This window comes from uncultured Clostridium sp., from assembly GCF_947072515.1.
In the GTDB taxonomy this organism is placed as follows: domain Bacteria; phylum Bacillota; class Clostridia; order Clostridiales; family Clostridiaceae; genus Clostridium.
In genome coordinates this window covers 38,507-59,948 of sequence record NZ_CAMTIG010000019.1, presented here as the reverse complement: position 1 = coordinate 59,948, position 21,442 = coordinate 38,507, and the positions used below count along the sequence as shown (strand labels likewise).

Here is a 21,442-nt window from a genome sequence, read left to right as displayed (position 1 = left end):
TTGGGGAGTTTTTATGGGGTATGTAATAATAGACTTGGAGTTTAATAGGATGGATGATATAGAGAAATATTGTCCAGATATATATAATAAGTATGGGTGGCTTAATGATTTGGAGATAGATAATGAAATAATTCAAATCGGAGCAATTAAAGTAGATAATTATATGAAAATTGAGGATGAACTGAAGGTTTATATAAAACCTTCAATCTTTCCAATATTAAATCCAAAGATAACAAGTATAACTAAAATTACAAATGAGGATTTAGAAAAAGGGGTTTCCTTCAATGAAGGAATGAAAGCATTAGAAAAGTTTACAGGTGAGTATATTCTTTGTTCTTGGGCAAAAGATGATATTGCTCAAATAATAATAAACTCACATTATCATAAACATGAAGATATAAAGTGGGTCAATAAATATATAGATGTACAAGAATATGTTACTAAAATGATTGGAGCAAAAAAATCTTTAAGTTTGAAAAATGCATTAAGTAGATTAAATATAAAAGTAGATAATAATCTTTTGCATGATGCATTAAATGATGCTCAATATACAGTACAAGTATTTAAACATTTATATAATCATAGAATAGTTGAAAATTACATAGTAAATAACGTATATGATATGCCAGCTATAAATTTAAGATGTGTAGATAATATGGATTTAAATTATTCAATGATAAAATCAATGTGTCCTAAATGTAGAAGAAAAATATTGTTAGATTTTGAATATATGCCTGCAAGGTGGCGTTTTATTTCTGTTGGAATTTGTCCAAAATGCCATTCATCAGTATTAAACGAAGTTATAGTAAAAAAAACTTTGCATGGAAAAATAGTATATTCAGAAATAGGAACTTTATTAAATGAAATGGAATATTCTGATTACTCATATAAATTAGAAAAATATTTCATAAAAAAAGAAAAAATATAAAATTATATAAGTTAATTTATTATGTAAAATATATAAATAAAAATAAGGAGAAGAGAGATGAACATAGCATTTTTCCTTACACCAAAAAACGAAGTTATTTGTGAAAATGTAGATGCAACAATGAGACAAGTTATGGAAAGGATGGAACATCATGGATACACAGCAATCCCTATTTTAGATAAATATGGTAGATATGTTTCTACTATTACTGAAGGGGATCTGCTTTGGAAATTAAAAAATACGCCAGAACTGAATTTTAAAAATACAGAATCAGTAAGAGTTAAGGAAATAAAAGGACGAAGAACTCATAAAAGTGTATCAATTAATGCTGATATTGAAAGTCTTATATCACTTGCAATTAATCAAAACTTTGTTCCGGTTGTAGATGATGAAGGAATTTTTATTGGAATAATAAAGAGAAGTGATATTATTGATTTCTGTTATAAAGAAATGAAAGAAAAATTATAAAGTGAATATCCCCCTATAAGGGGGTTGTGGTTAAGAAAAAATCTTAGCCACTTTTTTTATTCTATAATTATTAAAAATAAAAAAGAAATAGTGAGACATACCCTATGAGAATAGGGGGATAGAAAAAATATATTTATATATATAAATAGAGTTGACAATTTGAAAAATAGAGATTATTATAAAAATATAGATTACCCCCTACCTAGGGGGGAGGGGAGAGAATATATGAATGAAGAAAAAAAGAAAGCAATACAATCTTTAAAAACTTGTAGAGGTCAAATTGAAGCTATTATAAAAATGATAGAGGATGGTCGCTATTGTATAGATATATCAAATCAAATAATAGCAGCACAAGGATTGTTAAAAAAATCAAATAAGTTGATACTTTCTCAACATATGCATCATTGTGTAAAAGAAGCTTTAGATAATGAAGAAGAAAAAGAAGCAAAAGTTGAAGAAATAATGACTATATTAACTAAATTAATAGGAAAATAAAGGAGGGATTAAATGAAAAAACTTTTTAATGTAAAGGGAATGACTTGTGCGGCATGCTCAAGTAGAGTAGAAAGAGTTTTAAATAAAAAAGAGGGTGTAAACTCAGCAGTAGTAAATTTAGCTACAGAAAAGCTTAATATAGATTTTGATAAAAATAAAATAAATATAGAGGAAATATTAGAAACTATAAAAAAAGCAGGGTACGAAGGTGTAGAGCTTAAAAATGAAAGTGAAGTTCATAGAGAGTTTAAAGTTACAGGGATGACTTGCGCAGCGTGCTCAAGTAGAGTAGAAAGAGTTTTAAACAAAAAAGAAGGAGTAAATTTAGCAGTAGTCAATTTAGCTACAGAAAAGCTTACAATTGATTTTGATAAAACTGAAATAAATGAAGAAGGAATTATAGAGGCAATAAAGAAAGCTGGATACGGAGCAGAAGAAATAAAAGAAAATGTTTTCGTGAAGAAACATTATAAAGTAAAAGGAATGACTTGTGCAGCGTGCTCAACTAGAGTTGAAAGAGTTTTAAATAAACTTGAAGGAGTAAATTCAGCAGTAGTAAATTTAGCCACAGAAGATTTAAATGTAGAATATGATTCAAATATTCTTAGAGGAAGCGATATAGAAGAAAGAGTTAAAAAAGCTGGATATGAAGCTTTTGAAGTAGAAGAAGATAGTAAAGAAGAAACACCAAGAGATAGAGCACAAAGAAAAATAAGAAAAACTAGATTAAGACTTATATTAGCATTTATATTTGGTATTCCACTATTTTTAATTGCAATGGGACCAATGGTTAATATGCCATTACCTAATATTATTGATATGCATACTAATCCATTGAATTTTGCAATAATACAACTTATATTAGCATTAATTATAATTTTTGTAGGAAGAGACTTCTTTATACATGGATTTAAGAATCTAGCTCATTTAAGTCCTAACATGGATAGTTTGATAGCCCTTGGTAGTACATCAGCTACTATTTATGGAATATATGCAATCTATAAGATAGCAACTGGAAATCTTAATTTTGCACATCATTTATATTTTGAATCAGCAGGACTTATAGTTGCATTTATAAGTTTAGGTAAATTCTTAGAAGCTATTACTCAAGGAAAAACTTCAGATGCAATTAACAAGTTGATGGGATTAGCACCTAAAACAGCAGTAATCATAATTGATGGTGAAGAAAGAGTAGTAAAAATTGATGAAGTAAAAACTGGCGATATAGTTTTAGTTAAACCAGGAGAAAAACTTCCTGTAGATGGTGAAATTATAGAAGGTGGTTCAACAATAGATGAATCAATGCTTACAGGAGAAAGTATTCCTATAGATAAAAAAGTTGGGGATACAGTTTTTGGAGCTAGTATAAATAAAACAGGTATGTTTAAATTTAAAGCTACAAAAGTAGGGAAAGATACTGCATTATCACAAATTATAAGTTTAGTTGAAAGTGCACAAGGAACTAAAGCACCTATAGCAAGACTTGCTGATATTATATCAGGATATTTTGTACCAACAGTTATAATTCTTGCAATATTAGCTACTTTAGCTTGGTATTTCTTTGGTGGAGAAGGTCTTGAATTCTCATTAAATATTCTTATTTCAGTATTAGTTATTGCTTGTCCATGTGCGTTAGGATTAGCAACACCAACAGCAATAATGGTTAGTACAGGAAAAGGAGCAGAAAATGGAGTATTAATCAAGAGTGGTACAGCCTTAGAAGAAGCTCATAAATTACAAACAGTAGTATTTGATAAAACAGGGACTATTACAGAGGGAAAACCAAAAGTTACTGATATTATTTCAGATAGCTTGGATGAAAATGAATTTTTAAGATTTGCAGCAGCAGCAGAAAAAGGATCAGAACATCCACTTGGAGAAGCTATTGTAAATGAAGCTGTAGAAAGAAAAATAGAACTTCCTAAAATAGAAGGATTTAATGCTATCTTAGGAGAAGGTATTGAAACTAAAATTGAAGGGAAAGATATTGTTATTGGAAATAGAAAAATTATGTCTAGATTCAATATTGATATAACTTCTAGTGAAGAAAAAATTGGTGAATTAGCTAATATGGGAAAAACACCTATGTTTATGGCTATAGATGGAAAATTTAAAGGTATGATTGCAGTTGCTGATACAGTTAAAGAAAACAGTAAAAAAGCTGTAAAAGCACTTCATGATATGGGAATTGAAGTAGTTATGCTTACAGGAGACAATGAAAAAACTGCAAAAGCAATTGCAAGTAGAGTTGGAATTGACAGAGTTGTTTCAGATGTTTTACCAGATGGAAAAGCAAATGTAATAAAGGATATTCAAGCAGAAGGTAAAAAAGTTGCAATGGTTGGAGATGGTATAAATGATGCACCAGCACTTGTAACAGCAGAAATAGGTATAGCCATAGGATCAGGAACAGATGTAGCTATAGAATCAGCAGATGTAGTTTTAATGAGAAGTGATATTTTAGATGTTGTTTCGGCAATTCAATTAAGTAAAGCGACAATAAGAAATATAAAAGAAAATCTTTTCTGGGCATTTGCATACAACGTAGTTGGAATACCATTTGCAATGGGAATTATTTATGCACTTGGAGGTCCATTATTAAATCCTATGATAGCCGCATTTGCAATGAGTTTAAGTTCTGTATCAGTATTACTTAATGCATTAAGATTAAAAAGATTTAAAACAAAGTTTTAATATATTGCCATAACAAGGGGCATTGTACCTTGTGTTAAATAAATAATATAAAAGATTAAGGAGTGATTTATATGTCAAAATTAGTAGCTAAAATAACAGGAATGTCTTGTGAACACTGCGTTAAGCATGTAGAAGAGGCATTAAAAGAAAACTCAAAGGTAGATAACTTTGAGGTTAAAATAGGTCTTGCATCTGTTGAAGGAAGCATTACTAAAGAAGAATTAAAAGATTTAATTGAAGAAGAAGGATACGATGTAGTAGAAATCGGAGAATAATCTTTAATTTAAATAATTAAAAGGTTGTTGCATAAATTCTATTTATGCAACAACCTTTTATTTTGAATTAAGAAGATTTTTATTAATAAAAGATTGAAAAGCATACAAGAATTCATCTTTATTTTTAAAAAGCTGATTTTCATTTATATCTTCAAAGATAATATTTTTTTTAGGAACAATAGATTCAATAGTAGAAATTAAGATATGGATTTTAGAAGCTTCTTTTGAAAAAGCATTATTTAAAGATTTAAGAGAAGGAGAAAAAAGACTTGAAGATTGAATAGAATATTCATTCTCTATAGATGTATATAGATTTTGTAGAGCAATTAAAGAGTTAGTTAAATTATCATAAGTAGATTTTAATGTTGAATAGGTGTCAGTTGCATTATTTAAGATTAAAGTTTCTTTATAATATTTAATAAACCCCTTTTTACAAAGTGAAATATTATTTTTTCTATAGGCGATAGAAATTTTAGTTATATAAAGATCTATTTTATCAAAAGATAAAGAGAGATTCTTTTTATAAGAAATAATTCTATCATTTAGAATAGAAGATTTTAAAGAGATATCATCTAAAGAATCCTTTAAACTTAGTAATGTTTCATAATTAAATTTTTCTTTTTTAAGCTTAAAATTATTGAAAAATCTCAAAATAAGTTCCTCCAAAAATTTATTATAGTATAATTATATGAAGAAGGGGATAAAAAGGTTATAAAAGTTAGTTATTAGAAAATAGTTGAGAAAAAATATTCAATAGATTAAAATTAGATATGTATTATAAAAAAGGAGTGAATAGCATGAGTAATGAAACTATGCAAGAATTATTAGACCAATATGATGTAAAAACAATCAAAAAAGGTGAGGTTCTAGAAGGAACAATAATAAGTGTAGACGAAAAAGGTGCGAACGTTAATATAAACTATGCTTTTGATGGATTCATTTCAAAAGATGAAATAAGCAATAAAGAAGTTAATCCAACTGATGAATTAAAGGCTGGAGATAAAGTTAGAGTTATCGTTGTAACACCTAATGACGGAGAAGGAACTGTAATTCTTTCAAGAAGAAGATTATTAGCTAGAGAAGAGAGAGAAGCTCTTCAAGCAGTACTAAAAGAAGAAGGAAAAGAATTAAAAGAAGCTTTTGAAAGTGGAAATCCTATAAATGTAAGCATTAAAGAGGAAATCAAAGGTGGATTATTATGTTACTATGGAAGAACTAGAGTATTTATGCCAGGTTCACTAGTTAGCAGAATAAGAAGAGCTACTAAAGATTTAGTAGGTGAAGATTTAGAAGTTAGAATAATAGAACTAGACTTAAAAAGCAATAAAGTTGTTGCTTCAAGAAAAGTTTTAGAAGAAGAAGCTTTTAAAGTGGAAGAAGAAAAGAATTGGAATGCTTTAAAAGAAGGTGAAAAAATCACTGGAGTAGTTAGAAATACTACTAAATTTGGGGCTTTCGTAGAAGTTCTTCCAGGAGTTCAAGGGTTAGTTCATATCAATGATTTAGCTTGGGAAAGAGTTAAGAGAGTTGAAGATATAGTTAAAACTGGTGATACTGTAGAAGTATTTATTGGAAAAGTAGATAAAGAAGCTAAAAGATTATCACTTGTTTTAAAGAATAACTTAGAAGAACCTTGGACAGTTAACGCTGGAAGTTTAAAAATTGGAAATATAGTAGAAGGTAAAGTTAAGAAGTTAGCTAAATTTGGAGCTTTTGTAGAAGTATTCAAGGGTGTAGAAGGATTAGTTCACTTATCAGAAATAACTCCAGAACTTATTAAAGATCCTGCTGAAGTAGTAAAAGTTGGAGATGTTGTTAAAGTTAAAATCTTAAAAGTAGATTTAGATGAAAAGAAATTATCTCTTAGCATAAAAGATGCTTCAGGAAAAACTAAAGAATATGTTAACTATGTGGATAAATCAGAAAATGAAGCAACATTAGGTGACTTATTTGCAGATTTAAAAAATAAAATACAATAATTAAATTTTAAGGACTGTTAAAAAACAGTCCTTAATTTATTTTAAAATTTAAATTTTTTCTATCTTAAGCATATTAGTTCCACCAGTATGCTGTGTTGGCATACCTGCAGCAACAATAATTTCATCACCTTTAGATATAAAATCATAAGCAGAAGCTATTTTTTTAGCTTCTATTAATATTTGATCTGTAGTATTAAAATTATCACAATGTGCTGGAATAACACCAAAGTTTAAAGCAAGACCACGTCTAACTTTTGCATAAGGAGTTATAGCTATAATATGAGCTTTTGGTCTATGCTTAGCAATTAATCTAGCAGTAGCTCCACTTTGAGTTGCAGCAATTATTGCTTCAGCAGAAATAGCATTTGCAGTTCGACAAGCAGAATAGCTTATAGCATCAGCATAAGAACTAGTTATTATATCTTGATTACTACCTGAAATATTAAGGTGATCATAATTTAAATGAGCTTCTGTTTCTTTAGCTATATTTGACATAGTTGTGGCAGCTTCGATAGGGAATGCACCAGATGCACTTTCACCACTAAGCATTATAGCATCAGTTCCGTCAAAAATTGCATTACATATATCACAAGCTTCAGCTCTAGTAGGAATAGAATTTCTTATCATAGAATCAAGCATTTGAGTTGCTGTAATAACAACTTTACCGGCTAAATTACATTTCTTAATGATACTTTTTTGAATTATTGGAACTCTTTCAATTGGAATTTCAATTCCCATATCACCACGAGCAACCATAATACAATCAGTAACTTCTAAAATAGAATCAATATTAGAAACACCTTCTTGGCTTTCAATTTTAGCAATAATCTTGATATGATTTCCATTATGATCATCTAATATTTTTCTAACTTCTAAAATATCAGAGGCTTTTCTTATAAAGGAAGCAGCAATAAAATCTACACCATTTTCACATCCAAATATAATATCTTCTTTATCTTTTTCAGTAATAGAAGGTAAATTAATAGAAATGTTAGGAACATTTACACCTTTGTGGTTTTTTATTACCCCATCAATTAAAACTGTACATTTTATTTCTTTTCCTATGATTTTATCTATTTTAAATTGCATTACCCCATCATCAACTAATATAGTGCCACCTTCAGTAACATCTAAATATAAATCATCATAAGTAACAGAACATTTTGAAGTATCTCCTAGTAGTTCATCTCCGCAAATAAAAGAGAATGAATCTCCTTTTTTTAAAGAAACACCATCATTAACAAAGTTATGAGTTCTAATTTTAGGCCCTTTAATGTCTAAAATTATTGAGGTTGTAGTCTTCATTTCATCACGAAGTCTTTTAATTAAATCAATTTTTTCTTTATGGCTTTCATGAGTTCCGTGAGAAAAATTAAGTCTTGCAGCACTCATTCCGATTTGGATAAATTGTCTTAGAACATTTTCATTATCGCTAGCAGGTCCAATTGTAAAAATCATTTTAGTTTTTTGCATAGTTTCACCTCATTAATTTATATTAGAAATTTAGTATTATATTAAACTATTATGTGCAAACTTTTATTATAATAGTAGGATATGATATACTAAAATTATCCACAATATAATTTTAACACTAAAATGGAAAGGAAGAAATAAAAATGGGGAAATTAAGTAATTTAGAACCAAAAGCAGTTTTTCACTACTTTGAAGAAATTTCAAGAATACCAAGAGGATCTGGAAATGAAAAGGGGATAAGTGATTATCTAGTTTCATTTGCAAAGGGATTAGGATTAGAAGTAATTCAAGACGAATTCTTAAACATAATAATAAAGAAACCAGGAACAAAAGGGCATGAAAATGCACCTGGAGTTATAATTCAAGGACACATGGATATGGTTTGTGAAAAAAATAAAGGAACAGAACATGACTTCTTAAAAGATGGACTAGATTTAAGAATTGATGGAGATAATATTTTTGCAAACGGAACTACACTTGGAGCAGATAATGGAATTGCAGTAGCATATGGAATGGCTATATTAGCAAGTAATGAAATAGAACATCCACCATTAGAGCTTCTTTTAACTGTTGATGAAGAAACAGGAATGACAGGAGCTATGAATATAAGCAAAGAGCATGTAGATGGGAAAATTCTTTTAAATCTTGACTCAGAAGAAGAAGGAGAACTTCTTTTAAGCTGTGCAGGTGGTATAAGAAGTAAATCAGTAGTAAAAGTAGCTACTGAAGCTAGCAATGAGTTTAAAGGATTAGAAGTTAAAGTAAGAGGACTTAAAGGTGGTCACTCTGGAATGGAAATAAATAAAGGGCGTGCAAATTCAAATAAGTTAATGGGAAGAATATTAAAAGCATTAATGGATGAATATGAAATAAGACTTTCATATATTGAAGGCGGATCAAAGAATAACGCAATTCCAAGAGAAGCAGATGCTATAATTGGAGTTAAAGCAGGTCATGTTCAAGATGTAAAAGATATGGTAGTAAAATTAGAAGGAATGTTCCAAAATGAGTTTAAAGTACAAGATTCAGGAATAAACTTAGAAGTTTCAGATGCAAAATTAGATACTGTATTCACTAAAGAAGTATCTGATAGAACTATAGATCTTTTATACATGTATCCAAATGGAGTAAATACTATGAGTAAGAGTATGCATGGATTAACTGAAAGTTCAATGAATATAGGTGTTGTTCATACAGAAAATGGAGAAGTAGTATTTGATAGTTCAATTAGAAGTTCAGTTGCATCATTAAAAGATGAATTAGTTTTAAGAACTGAAACTATAACAAATTTATTAGGTGGAGTATTTACAACAAGTGCTAGCTACCCAGAATGGGAATACAATTCAGATTCTAAAATAAGAGAAATATGTATAGAAGTATATAAGAAAATGACTGGAGAAGAACCAAAACTTACAGCAATTCATGCTGGAGTTGAATGTGGTTTATTTAAAGAAAGATTAGGGAACTTAGATATGATAAGTTTTGGACCAAATCTTTATGATGTTCATACTCCAAATGAACATATGAGTATTTCTTCAGTACAAAATATATGGAAATACTTATTAGAAGTATTAAAAGAAATAAAATAATTAATATTATTGAATAATAATTATTGATTAACTCTAAAATATGGAATATAATGAAATAAATTATATGACATATGTATGGAGGATTTAACATGGATATAAAAGAAAAAGTATTAGAAGTACTAACTAATTCAGAAGAACCTTTAAAGGGCGGACAAATAGCAGAAATTTCAGGAATTGATAAGAAAGAAATTGATAAAGCTATAAAAGATTTAAAAAAAGAAGAGAAAATAATCTCACCAAAGAGATGTTTTTATTCTCTTAATAAATAATTAGACAAAGAGAAAGCTTAGCGTTAAAACTGAGCTTTCTTTTTTTTATGAGAAAATATAATGGGTAAATGCAAAAATAACTTTAAATAGAGTACTGTCAAAAACAAAGAAGTTTTAAGAGTGAAATCTATATGATTATTGGTGTATGAGAAATAATATAAAATTAAAAATAACATAATGAATATTATAAAAGTTTAATTAATATATATAGATATATATGTTTTAGGGGAGGGAAGAATGAGGTATACACGATATAATCAAAATCAAAATAATAACAATAATAGAAGAAGAGGTGGAAGAAATAACTTTTTTTTAATTGGATTAGTTATATGTATTCCATTAGCTATTGGAATAGGGATGATTTTTGGACCTATGATATTTAAACCAAATAGCGTTGAGGGAACTGGAGATGATAAAAAAGCTCCGGTGGCGCAAGAGAATGGAGGAAATTCAGAGGGGAACAAAGAAAAAACTAATAGCGAGGAAATGGAAAAGGCTAGTACAGTAGAAAAAGAGAATGAAAGTGTAGATACTTCAACAAAGACTGGCGAGGGAGAAGAGTTTTTCATTCTTCAATGTGGAGTTTATGGAAAAGAAGAGAATGCTAAAAGTTCGTTAGAAAATCTTCCTAAAGAGCTAAGTGGATTTGTTGCAAAAGATGGTGATAAATTTAGAGTTATTGCAGGAATAGGAAATGAGGAAGACTGGAAAAAGAAGTCTGAAACATTAAATGGATTACAAATTGAAAATGTAAGAATAAAAACTAATATTCCGATAGATGATGAAAATGAAATAAAATTAGCTAAGATTATTAAAGCATATATGGAAATCTTAAAGAAGTTTGATAATAGTGAAACTAAAAGCGTAAATACAAAGGAATTTAAAACTTGGACAAGTGAACTGAAAAATGAAAAAGATGGAGATGAAAGTGAAGAGGTAAAAAAATTAAAAGAACATGTATCTAAACTTCCAGAAAATTTTGAAAGAAAGGATAGTCAGAATTCTGTAGAATTTTTATATAACATTTTAAATAAATACAGAGTTTAAAATAAATCTTAAAAAAAAATTAAATGAATTAAAGCTACTTGTTAAGGTAGCCTTAAAATGATAAACTAATTAAGGTGTAGTATATTTATTAAACTGCACCTTAAAATGCGTTGTTTAATATTATTTTTTTGAATATATTTTGAAGAAGTATGTCAATAATAGTATTATATGAACTTTTTAGGAGGGAAATATGAAATATATATTAGCTTCCGCTTCAGAAAGAAGACAGGAACTTCTTAAGAGAATTATCACTGATTTTGAAATTAAGGTTAGTAATTTGGATGAAAAAAAAGTGGTGTTTAATGGGAATTTAAACTCTTATGTAGAAGAGCTAGCAGAAAAAAAAGGTGAAGCTATATTAGATTCTGTAAAGGAAGATAGCATTATAATTTCAGCAGATACTATAGTTTCATATGGCAACAATATTTTAGGAAAACCTAAGGATGAAGATGAAGCATTTAAAATGCTTAAATCTTTAAGCGGAAATATACATGAGGTTTATTCAGGCATTTCTGTATATAACACAAAAACCCAAAAGAGATTAACAACAAGCATTGTTACAAAGGTTAAATTTTCAATGTTGACAGACACTGAAATAAAGGAATACATAAAAAGTAAGGAGCCTTTAGATAAAGCAGGCGCTTATGGAATTCAAGGATTAGGTGGAGTTTTTGTTGAAGAAATTCAAGGGTGTTATTATAATGTTGTAGGGTTATCCTTAAATAAAACAGCTAAACTACTAAAAGAGATTATAAAATAAAGGTGGATGGGTATTCTAAGTTAAGGAGACTTTTAAAATGAAAGCTTTAAAAATTAAGGATATTCCAGAATACGAAAGACCTCGTGAAAAATTATTAGCACAAGGGGTAGAAAGTTTAAGCAACGAAGAACTTTTAGCTATAATCCTTTGCAAAGGGATTAAAGGCGAAAATGTAGTAAATCTAAGTAAAAGAATAATTTCAGAACTAAATGGCTTAGATGGAATACGGGATGTTTCATTAGAACAAGTTAAAACCATAAAAGGAATTAAAGATTCAAAGGGTGCTCAAATTCTTGCAATTGCAGAATTGAGTAAAAGAATTGGAAGTTTGAAAACATCAATTAGGCAAAAAATTAATAAACCTAATGATTTAGCAAAACTTCTTTATCCTGAAATGATTAACTTGAAGCAAGAAGTATTAAAATTAATTATTTTAAATACTAAGAATGAAATAGTAAAAACAAAAGATGTGTTTAAGGGAACTTTGAATTCATCCCTTGTACATCCAAGAGAGATATTTAATGAAGCTTTAAAATCTAGTGCTGCTTCAATAATTATATGTCATAATCATCCTTCTGGAGACCCAACTCCTAGTAAGGAAGATATAGCAATTACTAAAAGGCTTAGTGATTGTGGAATATTGTTAGGAATAAACTTAACAGATCACATTATTATTGGAAATAATAAGTATGTGAGCCTACGAGAAAAAGGAATTATATAACTGAAAGGGGAATAAAAAAAATGGGATTTTTCGGAACTAGCAAAGACATGGGAATAGATTTAGGAACAGCAAATACACTTGTATTTGTAAAAGGTAAAGGTGTAGTCTTAAGAGAACCATCAGTTGTTGCTATAAATAATACTACAAGAAAACCATTAGCTGTAGGAACAGAGGCGAAAATGATGATTGGTAGAACACCAGGAAACATTGTTGCTATAAGACCACTAAGAGATGGAGTTATTGCAGACTTTGATATTGCACATACAATGATTAAATCATTAATAGAAAAGGCTGCTAGCAAAAGTGCATTTAAAGCTCCAAGAATAATTGTTTGTTATCCATCAGGAGTAACAGAAGTAGAAAAAAGAGCTATAGAAGAAGCTACTAAACTTGCTGGAGCAAGAGAAGTTGTTCTTATGGAAGAACCAATGGCAGCAGCAATAGGTGCTGGACTTCCAGTTAGTGAACCAACAGGAAGTATGATTGTTGATATCGGTGGAGGTACAACAGAAGTTGCTATAATTTCATTAGGGGGAATTGTTACAAGTAAATCATTAAGAGTTGCTGGTGACGAATTAGATCAATCAATCATTGGATATGTTAAAAAAGAATTTAACTTAATGATTGGTGAAAGAACATCAGAACAAATTAAAATGGAAATAGGTTCAGCTCATGATGTAGATGATGAAAATAAAATTATGGAAATAAAAGGTAGAGATATGATAACTGGTCTTCCAAAGATAGTTGAAATATCAGAATCTCAAATAAGAGAAGCCCTTAAAGAACCTGTATATGCTATTATTGAATCAATTAAGACAACTCTAGAGAAGACGCCACCAGAACTAGCTGCAGATATCATGGAAAAAGGTATAATGTTAGCCGGTGGGGGAGCAATGTTAAAAGGGTTAGACGAATTAATAACTAAAGAAACTAACATGCCAGTTCACATTGCAGAATCACCTTTAGATTGTGTTGTTTTAGGTGCTGGAAAAGCATTAGAAGACTTCGACAAGATAAGCAAGGAAGATAGATTATAGAATGAGAGTTCGAAAAAACAAACTGGCAGTCACTGTTGTAGTGCTGTCAGTTGTATTTTTAGCATTAATCTCATGGAGCTTTAAAAGTTCTCAAGAGAATATAATATCAAATGGAGCTGGCGCGGCCCTTAACCCGATTCAAAAAATAACATATACTATAAATTCAAAAATCAAGGGGTTTGTTGATTTATGCTTAAACTTTACAGAAGTAAAGGACCAAAATGTTCAATTAGAGGCTGAAAATGCTCAATTAAAAAATCAGCTTTTACAGTATTCAGGATTAGAAGCACAAAATGATCAGTTAAGAAAAGTTTTAAACTTTGAAACTGAAAACAGTGAATATAATTATATTGCTACACACATAATAGGGTATAGTGGTGGAAATATATTAGATGGATACATTATAGATAAAGGTACAGATAGTGGAATTAAAAAAGGATATGTAGTTATAGCTCCAAATGGATTAGTAGGCCAAGTAACTTCAGTAGGAAGTAATTGGGCAACTGTTCAAAGTATACTAAATGAAAATATAGCTGTAGCAGTTAAGGTACAAAATACAAATGATAATACAGGTATATTAAGAGGAGTAAGACAAAATCAAACAACTGCAAATGCAGAGGTTGAAAATATTGCTATGGATTCTAACATTAAAGCTGGAGATACAATAGTTACTTCAGGACTTGGAGGGATTTATCCGCAAAATATCTTAATTGGAACTGTACAAAGTGTTAGCACAGATAATGTAAATATAATGAAAACTGCAATAATAAAACCAGCAGTTAACTTTAATCAAATTGATTCATTATTTGTAGTAGCACCTAAAAATACACGTGATATCAACTATAATAGTTAAGGAGTGAAGATATGAAAAGAGTAATTACTATAATAATCTGCATTTTACTATTAATAATTGATAACACAGTGGCACCTTTCTTAGCAATAAGAGGTGCCTTTCCAAGTTTATTATTTACATTTGCAATAGCATACTCACTTATAAATAATGAAAGAGAAGCAGTTTTTATAGGGATAGTAAGTGGATTATTACAAGATATATTTTTTGGTGGAGTATTTGGAGTAAATGCACTAACAAACATGTTAATTTGTCTTATATGTGCATATATTGGACGTAGCGTATTTAAAAGAAGTAAACTTGTTCCGATTGTAACTATTTTTGCAATGACTATATTAAAACATTTGGCGGTTTATGCTATATTCCATGTAATGCATTATGAAGTTAGTTTAAGTGGCATAATTTACAATGCAATTTATAACTCGATAATAATGTTAATAGGATATAGATTGGTTTTCAAATTTTCGAAACAAAAAGATAATTTGAAAAATAAATGGAGGCTAAGATGATAGTTAACAAACCAAAGACGAAAAAAAGAAAAAGGTTTTCGAGATTTACTGTTTTAAAAGTAATTATGGGGATTATTTTCACAGCTATATTAGGTAGGCTTGTTTATTTACAAATAGTAGAACATTCTTACTATTCCAATATAGCAAGTGAAAACTCTATAAGATTTGTACAAGAGGATGCTCCAAGAGGAGAAATCTTAGATGACCAAGGTAATATTTTAGCTACTAATAAAGAAATCTATAATTTAACTTATACAGAACCATCTAATGGAGAAGTTGATTTCTATCCAACGCTTAAAGAAGTATTTAGAATCATTAAAGAAAACAATGATAAATTAGTTAATACAATGCTTCTTAAGATGGATGCTAATGGTAATTTGTATTATGGATTTGACACAAATAATCAAGAAGCAAAAGAAGATGACCAAATAAGATATTTAACAGATATCGGAATGAATGAAGCTATTCAGACTAAACTTTATGGAGATGCAATTCGTGCATTAACACAACAACAAACTGATGCAATAAACAAAGAGTTATTAACAGTTACTCCAGACCAAGCATTTGATTACTTAGTTAAAGAGTATAACTTAATAAATCTTATTTATTCAGCACCAACTGAACCTGCTAAAGGAGCATCAGATAAAGTAGAAAATGATTATAAAGCAAATTTACAAGAGTATAATGCTCAAATGGCAAAATATAATAAAATGACAGGTGCAGAATTATTAAATCTTATTGAAGCAAAAGGATATAGCAAACAAGATATAATGCAGTATGCTATAGTTCAAGATGAAATAAAAATGCAAAGTTTCAAAGGTGAAAGAACTGTAACAATGGCATCAGATATTAAACAAAGTACAGCTTTCGATGTTTATCAAGAACTTGATAGGTTACCAGGAATTAATGTTCAAATGCAACCAGTTAGATATTATCCTTATAATAATTTAGCCTCATCAGTAATTGGATATTTAACTCCAATTAGTCAAGCAGAGCAAGCACAATATGAATTACAAGGATATGATGTTTCTACAGCGTTAGTTGGAGCTTCAGGTATTGAAGCTGCATATCAAGAGTATTTAAGAGGAGAATCTGGAGGGAAAACAGTTAAAGTTGACTCTCAAGGTAGAACAACAGCAACATTAGATACTATTAATCCATATCCAGGAGATAATGTACATTTAACAATTAATAAAAATGTTGAATATGCATTAGAACAATCTTTAAAAGATACAATGGCATATGTAAGAGCAAATGTACGTGATAACCTTGCACCAGGAGACCCATCAGAGTTTAATGCAACAAGAGGGGCTGCAATAATGGTAGATGTTAAAAATGGAAACATTTTAGGAATGGCAAGTTATCCAGACTTTAACCCCAATTTATTTGCAGTATCAGGGCAACTTACTAAAGCTCAATATGATGAATATTTTGATCCGAATTTAGAAGCATTCGGTGAAAAAATGATACATGAACCTGGAGTTACTAAAACAGTAAATGAGATGTTCCCAGTAGGACCAGATGGTCAAAGACAAGATAAATATAATCTTTATCCAAAACCATTTTATAATTACGCAACAATGGGAGCTATTCCACCGGGGTCAATATTTAAACCTATGACATCTACAGCAGTAATGCAAGAAGGTTTATATAAACCAGGTGAAATATATGATACACCTCAAAAGTTCAACCAATATCCAGAAGTGTTTGGTAAAGGCTTTGATCCAGAAGGTTGGTATGGAAAAGCTTATGGACGTGGAATGGGACCTATAACTCTGCAAACAGCACTTCAACAATCAAGTGACGTTTTCTTCTATGATATGGGATTCAGATTATATGAACATGCATTACAAACAACTAAGTTAAAAGGACAACAAGCACAAATTTATGCATTGAATTCTTTAGCTAGATGGGCATGGCAATTTGGATTAGGTCATTCACCTGCTGATACACAAACATCAGTAACAGGAATAGAAATTCCAGAAAATAATTCTGGGCAAGTTTATAGTTTTGAAAGTTTTAAAGCAGATACACTTCTTTATGCAAAGTACAACTTATATGATAGATTAATTTCAGGAAATTATGATTCATTTGTATTTGCACCATTTAGTATCGAAACAACATCAAGTGATTCAAGTGAAGCTAATCAGCTTAAAAATGATATAATAAATAAGGTAAATACGAGATTAGAAGCTGTAGGAACAAATAATCCACAACCGGATTTTGAACAGTTCTATCAACAAGTTTATCCGGATGTATTGAAATTAATGCAAACATCAAAACAATATCAAGAGTCATTTGATGCATTTAAAGCTAAAAATCCAAATACAAATATTAAACAACAAGCATATGAAGTAGCTTACACAATTGCATCATTTACAATAGATGAACAAAATCAAATGTTATCACCAGCACAACTTGTTTATGGAGCTATAGGTCAAGGTATTGATAACTTTACACCTATTCAATTAGCATCATATATAATGGCATTAGCTAATGGTGGAACAAGATATAGATTACATTTAGTAAGTGAAGTAACAAGTCCAAGTGGGCAAGTATTACAAAAAACAGATCCAGAAGTAGTCGACAAAATTCCTATGAGTCAATCAACTATTGATACAATACATGAAGGTATGAGAGAAGTTGATTCAACACCAGATGGTACAGCTTATGCAAGTTTTGGAAACTTCCCAATAGCAACAGCTGGTAAAACAGGAACAGCCGATGTTTCATCAGATCAAAGAACATATGGAAGATCACCTTATGCAACATATATTGGATTTGCACCATATAAAGATCCACAAGTTGCAGTAATGGTAGTTATGTATGATGGAGCAATGGCACAAATGGTTGCTAAAGCTGGATATGAAGCTTACTTTAAAGATCAACTTATAAAAGATGGTTATAAATCAGGAAGTTTCACTAAATATGTTTTAGATGCACCAGCTGATAACTATGCAGGAAGCGAAAAAACAAACCAAGAAAATGAAAAGTTAAAACAACAAGATAGTGTTGGAGGAGAAATAACTCCATCAAACTAATATAAAAATTAAATTTAAGTTAAGAAACTGTAGAAAAATGAATTTTTCTACAGTTTTTTCTTTTGTATTTTAATATTTATGATAAAATATTAAATGAAATCAAATTTTTTAAAATAAATATGAAGAAGGTGAATAAGAAAAGGTTTTTATTAAATTAACATATAGAATATGAATAAAATAAAGAAAATAGGAGGGCTAAATGATAGTAAATAAACCTAAGAAGAAAAAGAAACCTATATCAAGGTACACAATTGTAAAATTTATAATGATAGGTGTATTTACAATAATTGCTTTAAGAGTACTTTACCTACAATTATATAAACATGAATATTATAAGGGAAAAGCAAATGAGAATTCTACTAGATTTATAGCGCAAGATGCTCCTAGAGGGGAAATTTTAGATGATAAAGGAAACATTTTAGCAACTAACAGAGAAATCTATAATATTACATATACAGTTCCATCTACAGGAGAAGGCGAATTTTATAATACTATGGGGCAAGTTTTTAATATACTAAAAGAAGATGGGGAAACACTTCAAGATGATATGATGTTAAAGCTTGATAATGGGAAGTTTTATTTTTCATACAGTACTACTGAAAAGCAAACTCAGGAGTATGAAAAAATAAGATTTTTGAGAGATAGAGGAATGAATGAAGTAATTCAGAAAAAAATATATGGGGGACAAAATAGAGAATTAACTGATGTAGAAAATGCTAAGATAAATGAAGAACTTTTAAAAGTAACACCAGAGGACGCATTTGATTATTTAGTTAAAACATACAATATAATTTCTATTCTTAATCCAAAACCAGCGGATATTGGGAAAAATTCAAGTAAGGAAAAGCAAGCAGAATATACAAACAAAATGAATACATACAATGAAAATGTAAAAAAATATTCTGAAATGACTGGAGCAGAGCAGTTAAAAGTATTACTTCAAAAATATCCATTAGAAACTATAAGAGACTATGTAGTAGTTAAAGATGCAATGAAAATGCAAAGTTTTAAAGGATATAGATCAATAACAATAGCAAATAATATAAAGAAGGAAACTGCTTTTACAATTTATCAAAAACTAAATGAGTTACCAGGAATAGATGTGAATTTACAACCAGTAAGATATTATCCATATGATAATTTAGCATCATCAGTAATGGGATATGTATCACCAATAGATAGTTCGTTAAAAGATGAATATGCACTTAGAGGTTATGATGTAGCTTCTGATTTAGTTGGAAAAGCAGGGATAGAAAAAAGCTATGAAGAATATTTAAGAGGTTCAAAAGGTGGAAAAACTGTAAAAGTTAATTCACAAGGTAGAATAACTCAAAGTCTTTTCTCACAAGAAGTATCGCAAGGAGATAATGTACAGTTAACAATAAATAAAAGTGTACAATATGCTACACAAGAAGCCTTAAAAGATACTATAGATAACATTAGAAAAAATGCAAAGGATGCAGGAAAATCATTCCCAAATGCAACAAGGGGAGCAGCACTTGTAGTTGATGTTCATACAGGAAATATACTAGCAATGGCAAGTTATCCAGATTACAATCCAAATCTATTTGCAATACCAGGTCAACTTACAAAGGAACAATATCAACAGTATTTTGCACCAGACTTGCAAAGTTTTGGAGAACAGGAAGCTAAGCTTTCAGGTGTAACTAAAACTGTGGATCAATTATTCCCAAAAGATAAAAATGGAAATAGAGAAGATAAATATGATTTATATCCAAAGCCATTTTATAACTATGCAACATTAGGAACAATGCCACCAGGATCGATATTTAAACCACTTACAGCAATTGCAGCTTTAGAAGAAGGTGTTGTAACGCCAGAAGAAACTGTAAATGATACAGGAAAGTTTAATGTACATCCAGATGTGTTTGGAAAAGCTTTTGGACCAGAATGTTGGATATATCCACAAACAGGTGGAGGACATGGACCAGTAGATGTTGAAAAAGCACTTCAAGTATCATGTAACTTTTTCTTCTATGAAATGGGATATAGATTATATGAAAAAGCTTTAAAAGATTCAAATTTACAAGGAACGGATGCACAAATATATGCTTTAAATTCACTAGCACAATGGGCATGGAAATTTGGATTAGGTCATAATCCAAATAGTAATTCAGACCCAGGAACAGGAATAGAAATTCCTGAAAATACAAGTGGGCAAGTATATAATTTCCAAAGCTATAAAGATAATGCAATACAATTTTCAAAATTTAATTTAAATAGTTATTTAGAAGCAGGAGACTATAAGGGAACATATAAATTTGCACCATTTGATTTTGCGGCAAATTCAGGAGACTCACAAAGTTTAGCAGATTTAAAAAATCAATTGAAGAATCTAATAAATGATAGACTAGAAAAAGTGGGAACAAATGAAAAATCTGCTGATTATGATGAATTTTATAATCAAGTTTATCCAATAGTCCTTAAAATAATGAAGGAATCTCCAAGTTATCAGGCTAGTTTTGAAAATTATAAAAAATCAAACCCTAATACAACTGTTGAAGCTCAAGCAAAGCAAGTAGCATTAACAATAACACAATTTACTATAAGAGATGTAGCAGGGGAAATAATGTCACCAGCACAGCTTATTTATTCAGCTATAGGGCAAGGGATAAATCATTTTACACCAATGCAATTAGCAGAGTATACAATGACAATAGCAAATGGTGGAACTAGATATAGATTACATTTATTAGATCAAGTAACTACACCAAATGGAAGTGTGTTAGAAAAACAAGAACCGGAAGTTGTAGAAAAACTAAATCTAAAGCCATCAACATTGGCGGCAGTTAAAGAAGGTATGAGAAGAGCAAATGATGAAGAGGGAGGAACAGCTGAAGCTGTTTTTGGTAGTTTCCCAATTGCAACAGCAGGTAAAACGGGAACAGCAGATTATGCAGAAAATCAAAGAGATTTTGGTAGAGCACCATATGCAACATATGTGAGTTTTGCGCCATTTGATAATCCTCAAATCGCATTTGTTGGAGTAATTTATGATGCAGGACATGGTGGATATACAGCACCAGTTGCAAAAGCAGCATATGAAGCATATTTTAAAGATCAACTTACGCAAATGCATTATTCATCGACAAGCTTTACTAAATATGTTTTAAATGCACCAAAGGATAATAATCCAGAAAGTGCAGAAGGAAAAGCGCAGGCTCAGGCTCAAGAAAAAACAAAACAAGAACAAGAACAAGTAATGAAAGATTTTAATAATAACTAGAAAAATAGGGAAAAGTTGCTTTTGTAGACAAAAATCTACTAAAAAGCAGCTTTTTTTTTA

The 21,442-nt window shown here is 29.7% G+C and carries 18 protein-coding genes; 16 read left to right on the top strand and 2 right to left on the bottom strand.

The window, feature by feature from the left end:
- The first annotated feature begins 13 nt into the window (after positions 1-13).
- The 5 genes from Q0W06_RS09045 (at position 14) to Q0W06_RS09025 (ending at position 4,860) form a co-directional block, all read left to right on the top strand.
- The gene (locus Q0W06_RS09045; protein ID WP_297634109.1) at positions 14-928 is read left to right on the top strand and encodes a 3'-5' exonuclease; all 915 of its coding nucleotides are present in this window, start codon (positions 14-16) and stop codon (positions 926-928) included.
- Between the two features lie 57 nt (positions 929-985).
- The gene (locus tag Q0W06_RS09040; protein ID WP_297634106.1) at positions 986-1,396 is read left to right on the top strand and encodes a CBS domain-containing protein; all 411 of its coding nucleotides are present in this window, start codon (positions 986-988) and stop codon (positions 1,394-1,396) included.
- Between the two features lie 225 nt (positions 1,397-1,621).
- The gene (locus Q0W06_RS09035; RefSeq protein WP_297634104.1) at positions 1,622-1,891 is read left to right on the top strand and encodes a metal-sensing transcriptional repressor; all 270 of its coding nucleotides are present in this window, start codon (positions 1,622-1,624) and stop codon (positions 1,889-1,891) included.
- 12 nt (positions 1,892-1,903) lie between these two features.
- Entirely contained in the window at positions 1,904-4,585 is a 2,682-nt protein-coding gene (locus tag Q0W06_RS09030; RefSeq protein WP_297634102.1) for a heavy metal translocating P-type ATPase, read from the top strand.
- 71 nt (positions 4,586-4,656) lie between these two features.
- Positions 4,657-4,860 carry a cation transporter gene (locus Q0W06_RS09025; RefSeq protein ID WP_297634100.1) on the top strand — a complete coding sequence of 68 codons (204 nt, stop codon included), beginning with the start codon at positions 4,657-4,659 and terminating at the stop codon, positions 4,858-4,860.
- 57 nt (positions 4,861-4,917) lie between these two features.
- On the opposite strand, the gene Q0W06_RS09020 is transcribed toward Q0W06_RS09025, so the two are convergent.
- Positions 4,918-5,511 (bottom strand): hypothetical protein, encoded by a 594-nt coding sequence (locus Q0W06_RS09020; protein WP_297634098.1) that lies wholly within the window; start codon positions 5,509-5,511, stop codon positions 4,918-4,920.
- A gap of 146 nt (positions 5,512-5,657) precedes the next feature.
- On the opposite strand from Q0W06_RS09020, the gene Q0W06_RS09015 reads away from it, so the two are divergent.
- Positions 5,658-6,839, top strand: coding sequence for a S1 RNA-binding domain-containing protein (locus Q0W06_RS09015; RefSeq protein WP_297634095.1), 1,182 nt, complete (start codon positions 5,658-5,660; stop codon positions 6,837-6,839).
- A 48-nt stretch (positions 6,840-6,887) separates the two neighbouring features.
- On the opposite strand, the gene pyk is transcribed toward Q0W06_RS09015, so the two are convergent.
- The gene (pyk, locus tag Q0W06_RS09010) at positions 6,888-8,312 is read right to left on the bottom strand and encodes a pyruvate kinase (RefSeq protein ID WP_297634092.1); all 1,425 of its coding nucleotides are present in this window, start codon (positions 8,310-8,312) and stop codon (positions 6,888-6,890) included.
- 143 nt (positions 8,313-8,455) lie between these two features.
- Between pyk and Q0W06_RS09005 the strand changes: the two genes are divergently transcribed.
- The 10 genes from Q0W06_RS09005 to Q0W06_RS08960 all read left to right on the top strand — a co-directional run bounded on the left by Q0W06_RS09005 (position 8,456) and on the right by Q0W06_RS08960 (position 21,382).
- The gene (locus tag Q0W06_RS09005) at positions 8,456-9,901 is read left to right on the top strand and encodes an aminoacyl-histidine dipeptidase (protein ID WP_297634089.1); all 1,446 of its coding nucleotides are present in this window, start codon (positions 8,456-8,458) and stop codon (positions 9,899-9,901) included.
- Between the two features lie 89 nt (positions 9,902-9,990).
- Positions 9,991-10,170, top strand: coding sequence for an HTH domain-containing protein (locus tag Q0W06_RS09000; RefSeq protein WP_297634086.1), 180 nt, complete (start codon positions 9,991-9,993; stop codon positions 10,168-10,170).
- A 237-nt stretch (positions 10,171-10,407) separates the two neighbouring features.
- Positions 10,408-11,217 carry a hypothetical protein gene (locus tag Q0W06_RS08995; protein WP_297634083.1) on the top strand — a complete coding sequence of 270 codons (810 nt, stop codon included), beginning with the start codon at positions 10,408-10,410 and terminating at the stop codon, positions 11,215-11,217.
- A 190-nt stretch (positions 11,218-11,407) separates the two neighbouring features.
- On the top strand, positions 11,408-11,977 hold the full coding sequence (locus tag Q0W06_RS08990; RefSeq protein WP_297634081.1) for a Maf-like protein: 570 nt from the start codon (positions 11,408-11,410) through the stop codon (positions 11,975-11,977).
- A gap of 37 nt (positions 11,978-12,014) precedes the next feature.
- A complete protein-coding gene (gene radC, locus Q0W06_RS08985; protein WP_297634078.1) occupies positions 12,015-12,698 on the top strand; it encodes a DNA repair protein RadC in 684 nt (227 codons plus the stop codon).
- 20 nt (positions 12,699-12,718) lie between these two features.
- Positions 12,719-13,735 carry a rod shape-determining protein gene (locus Q0W06_RS08980; protein WP_297634076.1) on the top strand — a complete coding sequence of 339 codons (1,017 nt, stop codon included), beginning with the start codon at positions 12,719-12,721 and terminating at the stop codon, positions 13,733-13,735.
- Between the two features lies 1 nt (position 13,736).
- The gene (mreC, locus tag Q0W06_RS08975) at positions 13,737-14,588 is read left to right on the top strand and encodes a rod shape-determining protein MreC (protein ID WP_297634075.1); all 852 of its coding nucleotides are present in this window, start codon (positions 13,737-13,739) and stop codon (positions 14,586-14,588) included.
- 11 nt (positions 14,589-14,599) lie between these two features.
- Positions 14,600-15,094 (top strand): rod shape-determining protein MreD, encoded by a 495-nt coding sequence (gene mreD / locus Q0W06_RS08970; protein ID WP_297634073.1) that lies wholly within the window; start codon positions 14,600-14,602, stop codon positions 15,092-15,094.
- Complete coding sequence (locus tag Q0W06_RS08965) at positions 15,091-18,135, top strand: penicillin-binding transpeptidase domain-containing protein (protein WP_297634070.1); 3,045 nt, start codon at positions 15,091-15,093, stop codon at positions 18,133-18,135. Before mreD ends, Q0W06_RS08965 begins: the two co-directional genes overlap by 4 nt.
- A gap of 199 nt (positions 18,136-18,334) precedes the next feature.
- On the top strand, positions 18,335-21,382 hold the full coding sequence (locus Q0W06_RS08960; RefSeq protein WP_297634068.1) for a penicillin-binding transpeptidase domain-containing protein: 3,048 nt from the start codon (positions 18,335-18,337) through the stop codon (positions 21,380-21,382).
- The last annotated feature ends 60 nt before the right edge of the window (positions 21,383-21,442 follow it).

Bases quoted from the DNA above. Each gene is read 5' to 3' on its own strand.
- Q0W06_RS09045 (WP_297634109.1), top strand. From the start codon at position 14: ATGGGGTATGTAATAATAGACTTGGAGTTTAATAGGATGGATGATATA.
- Q0W06_RS09040 (WP_297634106.1), top strand. From the start codon at position 986: ATGAACATAGCATTTTTCCTTACACCAAAAAACGAAGTTATTTGTGAA.
- Q0W06_RS09035 (WP_297634104.1), top strand. From the start codon at position 1,622: ATGAATGAAGAAAAAAAGAAAGCAATACAATCTTTAAAAACTTGTAGA.
- Q0W06_RS09030 (WP_297634102.1), top strand. From the start codon at position 1,904: ATGAAAAAACTTTTTAATGTAAAGGGAATGACTTGTGCGGCATGCTCA.
- Q0W06_RS09025 (WP_297634100.1), top strand. From the start codon at position 4,657: ATGTCAAAATTAGTAGCTAAAATAACAGGAATGTCTTGTGAACACTGC.
- Q0W06_RS09015 (WP_297634095.1), top strand. From the start codon at position 5,658: ATGAGTAATGAAACTATGCAAGAATTATTAGACCAATATGATGTAAAA.
- pyk (WP_297634092.1), bottom strand. From the start codon at position 8,312: ATGCAAAAAACTAAAATGATTTTTACAATTGGACCTGCTAGCGATAAT.
- Q0W06_RS09005 (WP_297634089.1), top strand. From the start codon at position 8,456: ATGGGGAAATTAAGTAATTTAGAACCAAAAGCAGTTTTTCACTACTTT.
- Q0W06_RS09000 (WP_297634086.1), top strand. From the start codon at position 9,991: ATGGATATAAAAGAAAAAGTATTAGAAGTACTAACTAATTCAGAAGAA.
- Q0W06_RS08995 (WP_297634083.1), top strand. From the start codon at position 10,408: ATGAGGTATACACGATATAATCAAAATCAAAATAATAACAATAATAGA.
- Q0W06_RS08990 (WP_297634081.1), top strand. From the start codon at position 11,408: ATGAAATATATATTAGCTTCCGCTTCAGAAAGAAGACAGGAACTTCTT.
- radC (WP_297634078.1), top strand. From the start codon at position 12,015: ATGAAAGCTTTAAAAATTAAGGATATTCCAGAATACGAAAGACCTCGT.
- Q0W06_RS08980 (WP_297634076.1), top strand. From the start codon at position 12,719: ATGGGATTTTTCGGAACTAGCAAAGACATGGGAATAGATTTAGGAACA.
- mreC (WP_297634075.1), top strand. From the start codon at position 13,737: ATGAGAGTTCGAAAAAACAAACTGGCAGTCACTGTTGTAGTGCTGTCA.
- mreD (WP_297634073.1), top strand. From the start codon at position 14,600: ATGAAAAGAGTAATTACTATAATAATCTGCATTTTACTATTAATAATT.
- Q0W06_RS08965 (WP_297634070.1), top strand. From the start codon at position 15,091: ATGATAGTTAACAAACCAAAGACGAAAAAAAGAAAAAGGTTTTCGAGA.
- Q0W06_RS08960 (WP_297634068.1), top strand. From the start codon at position 18,335: ATGATAGTAAATAAACCTAAGAAGAAAAAGAAACCTATATCAAGGTAC.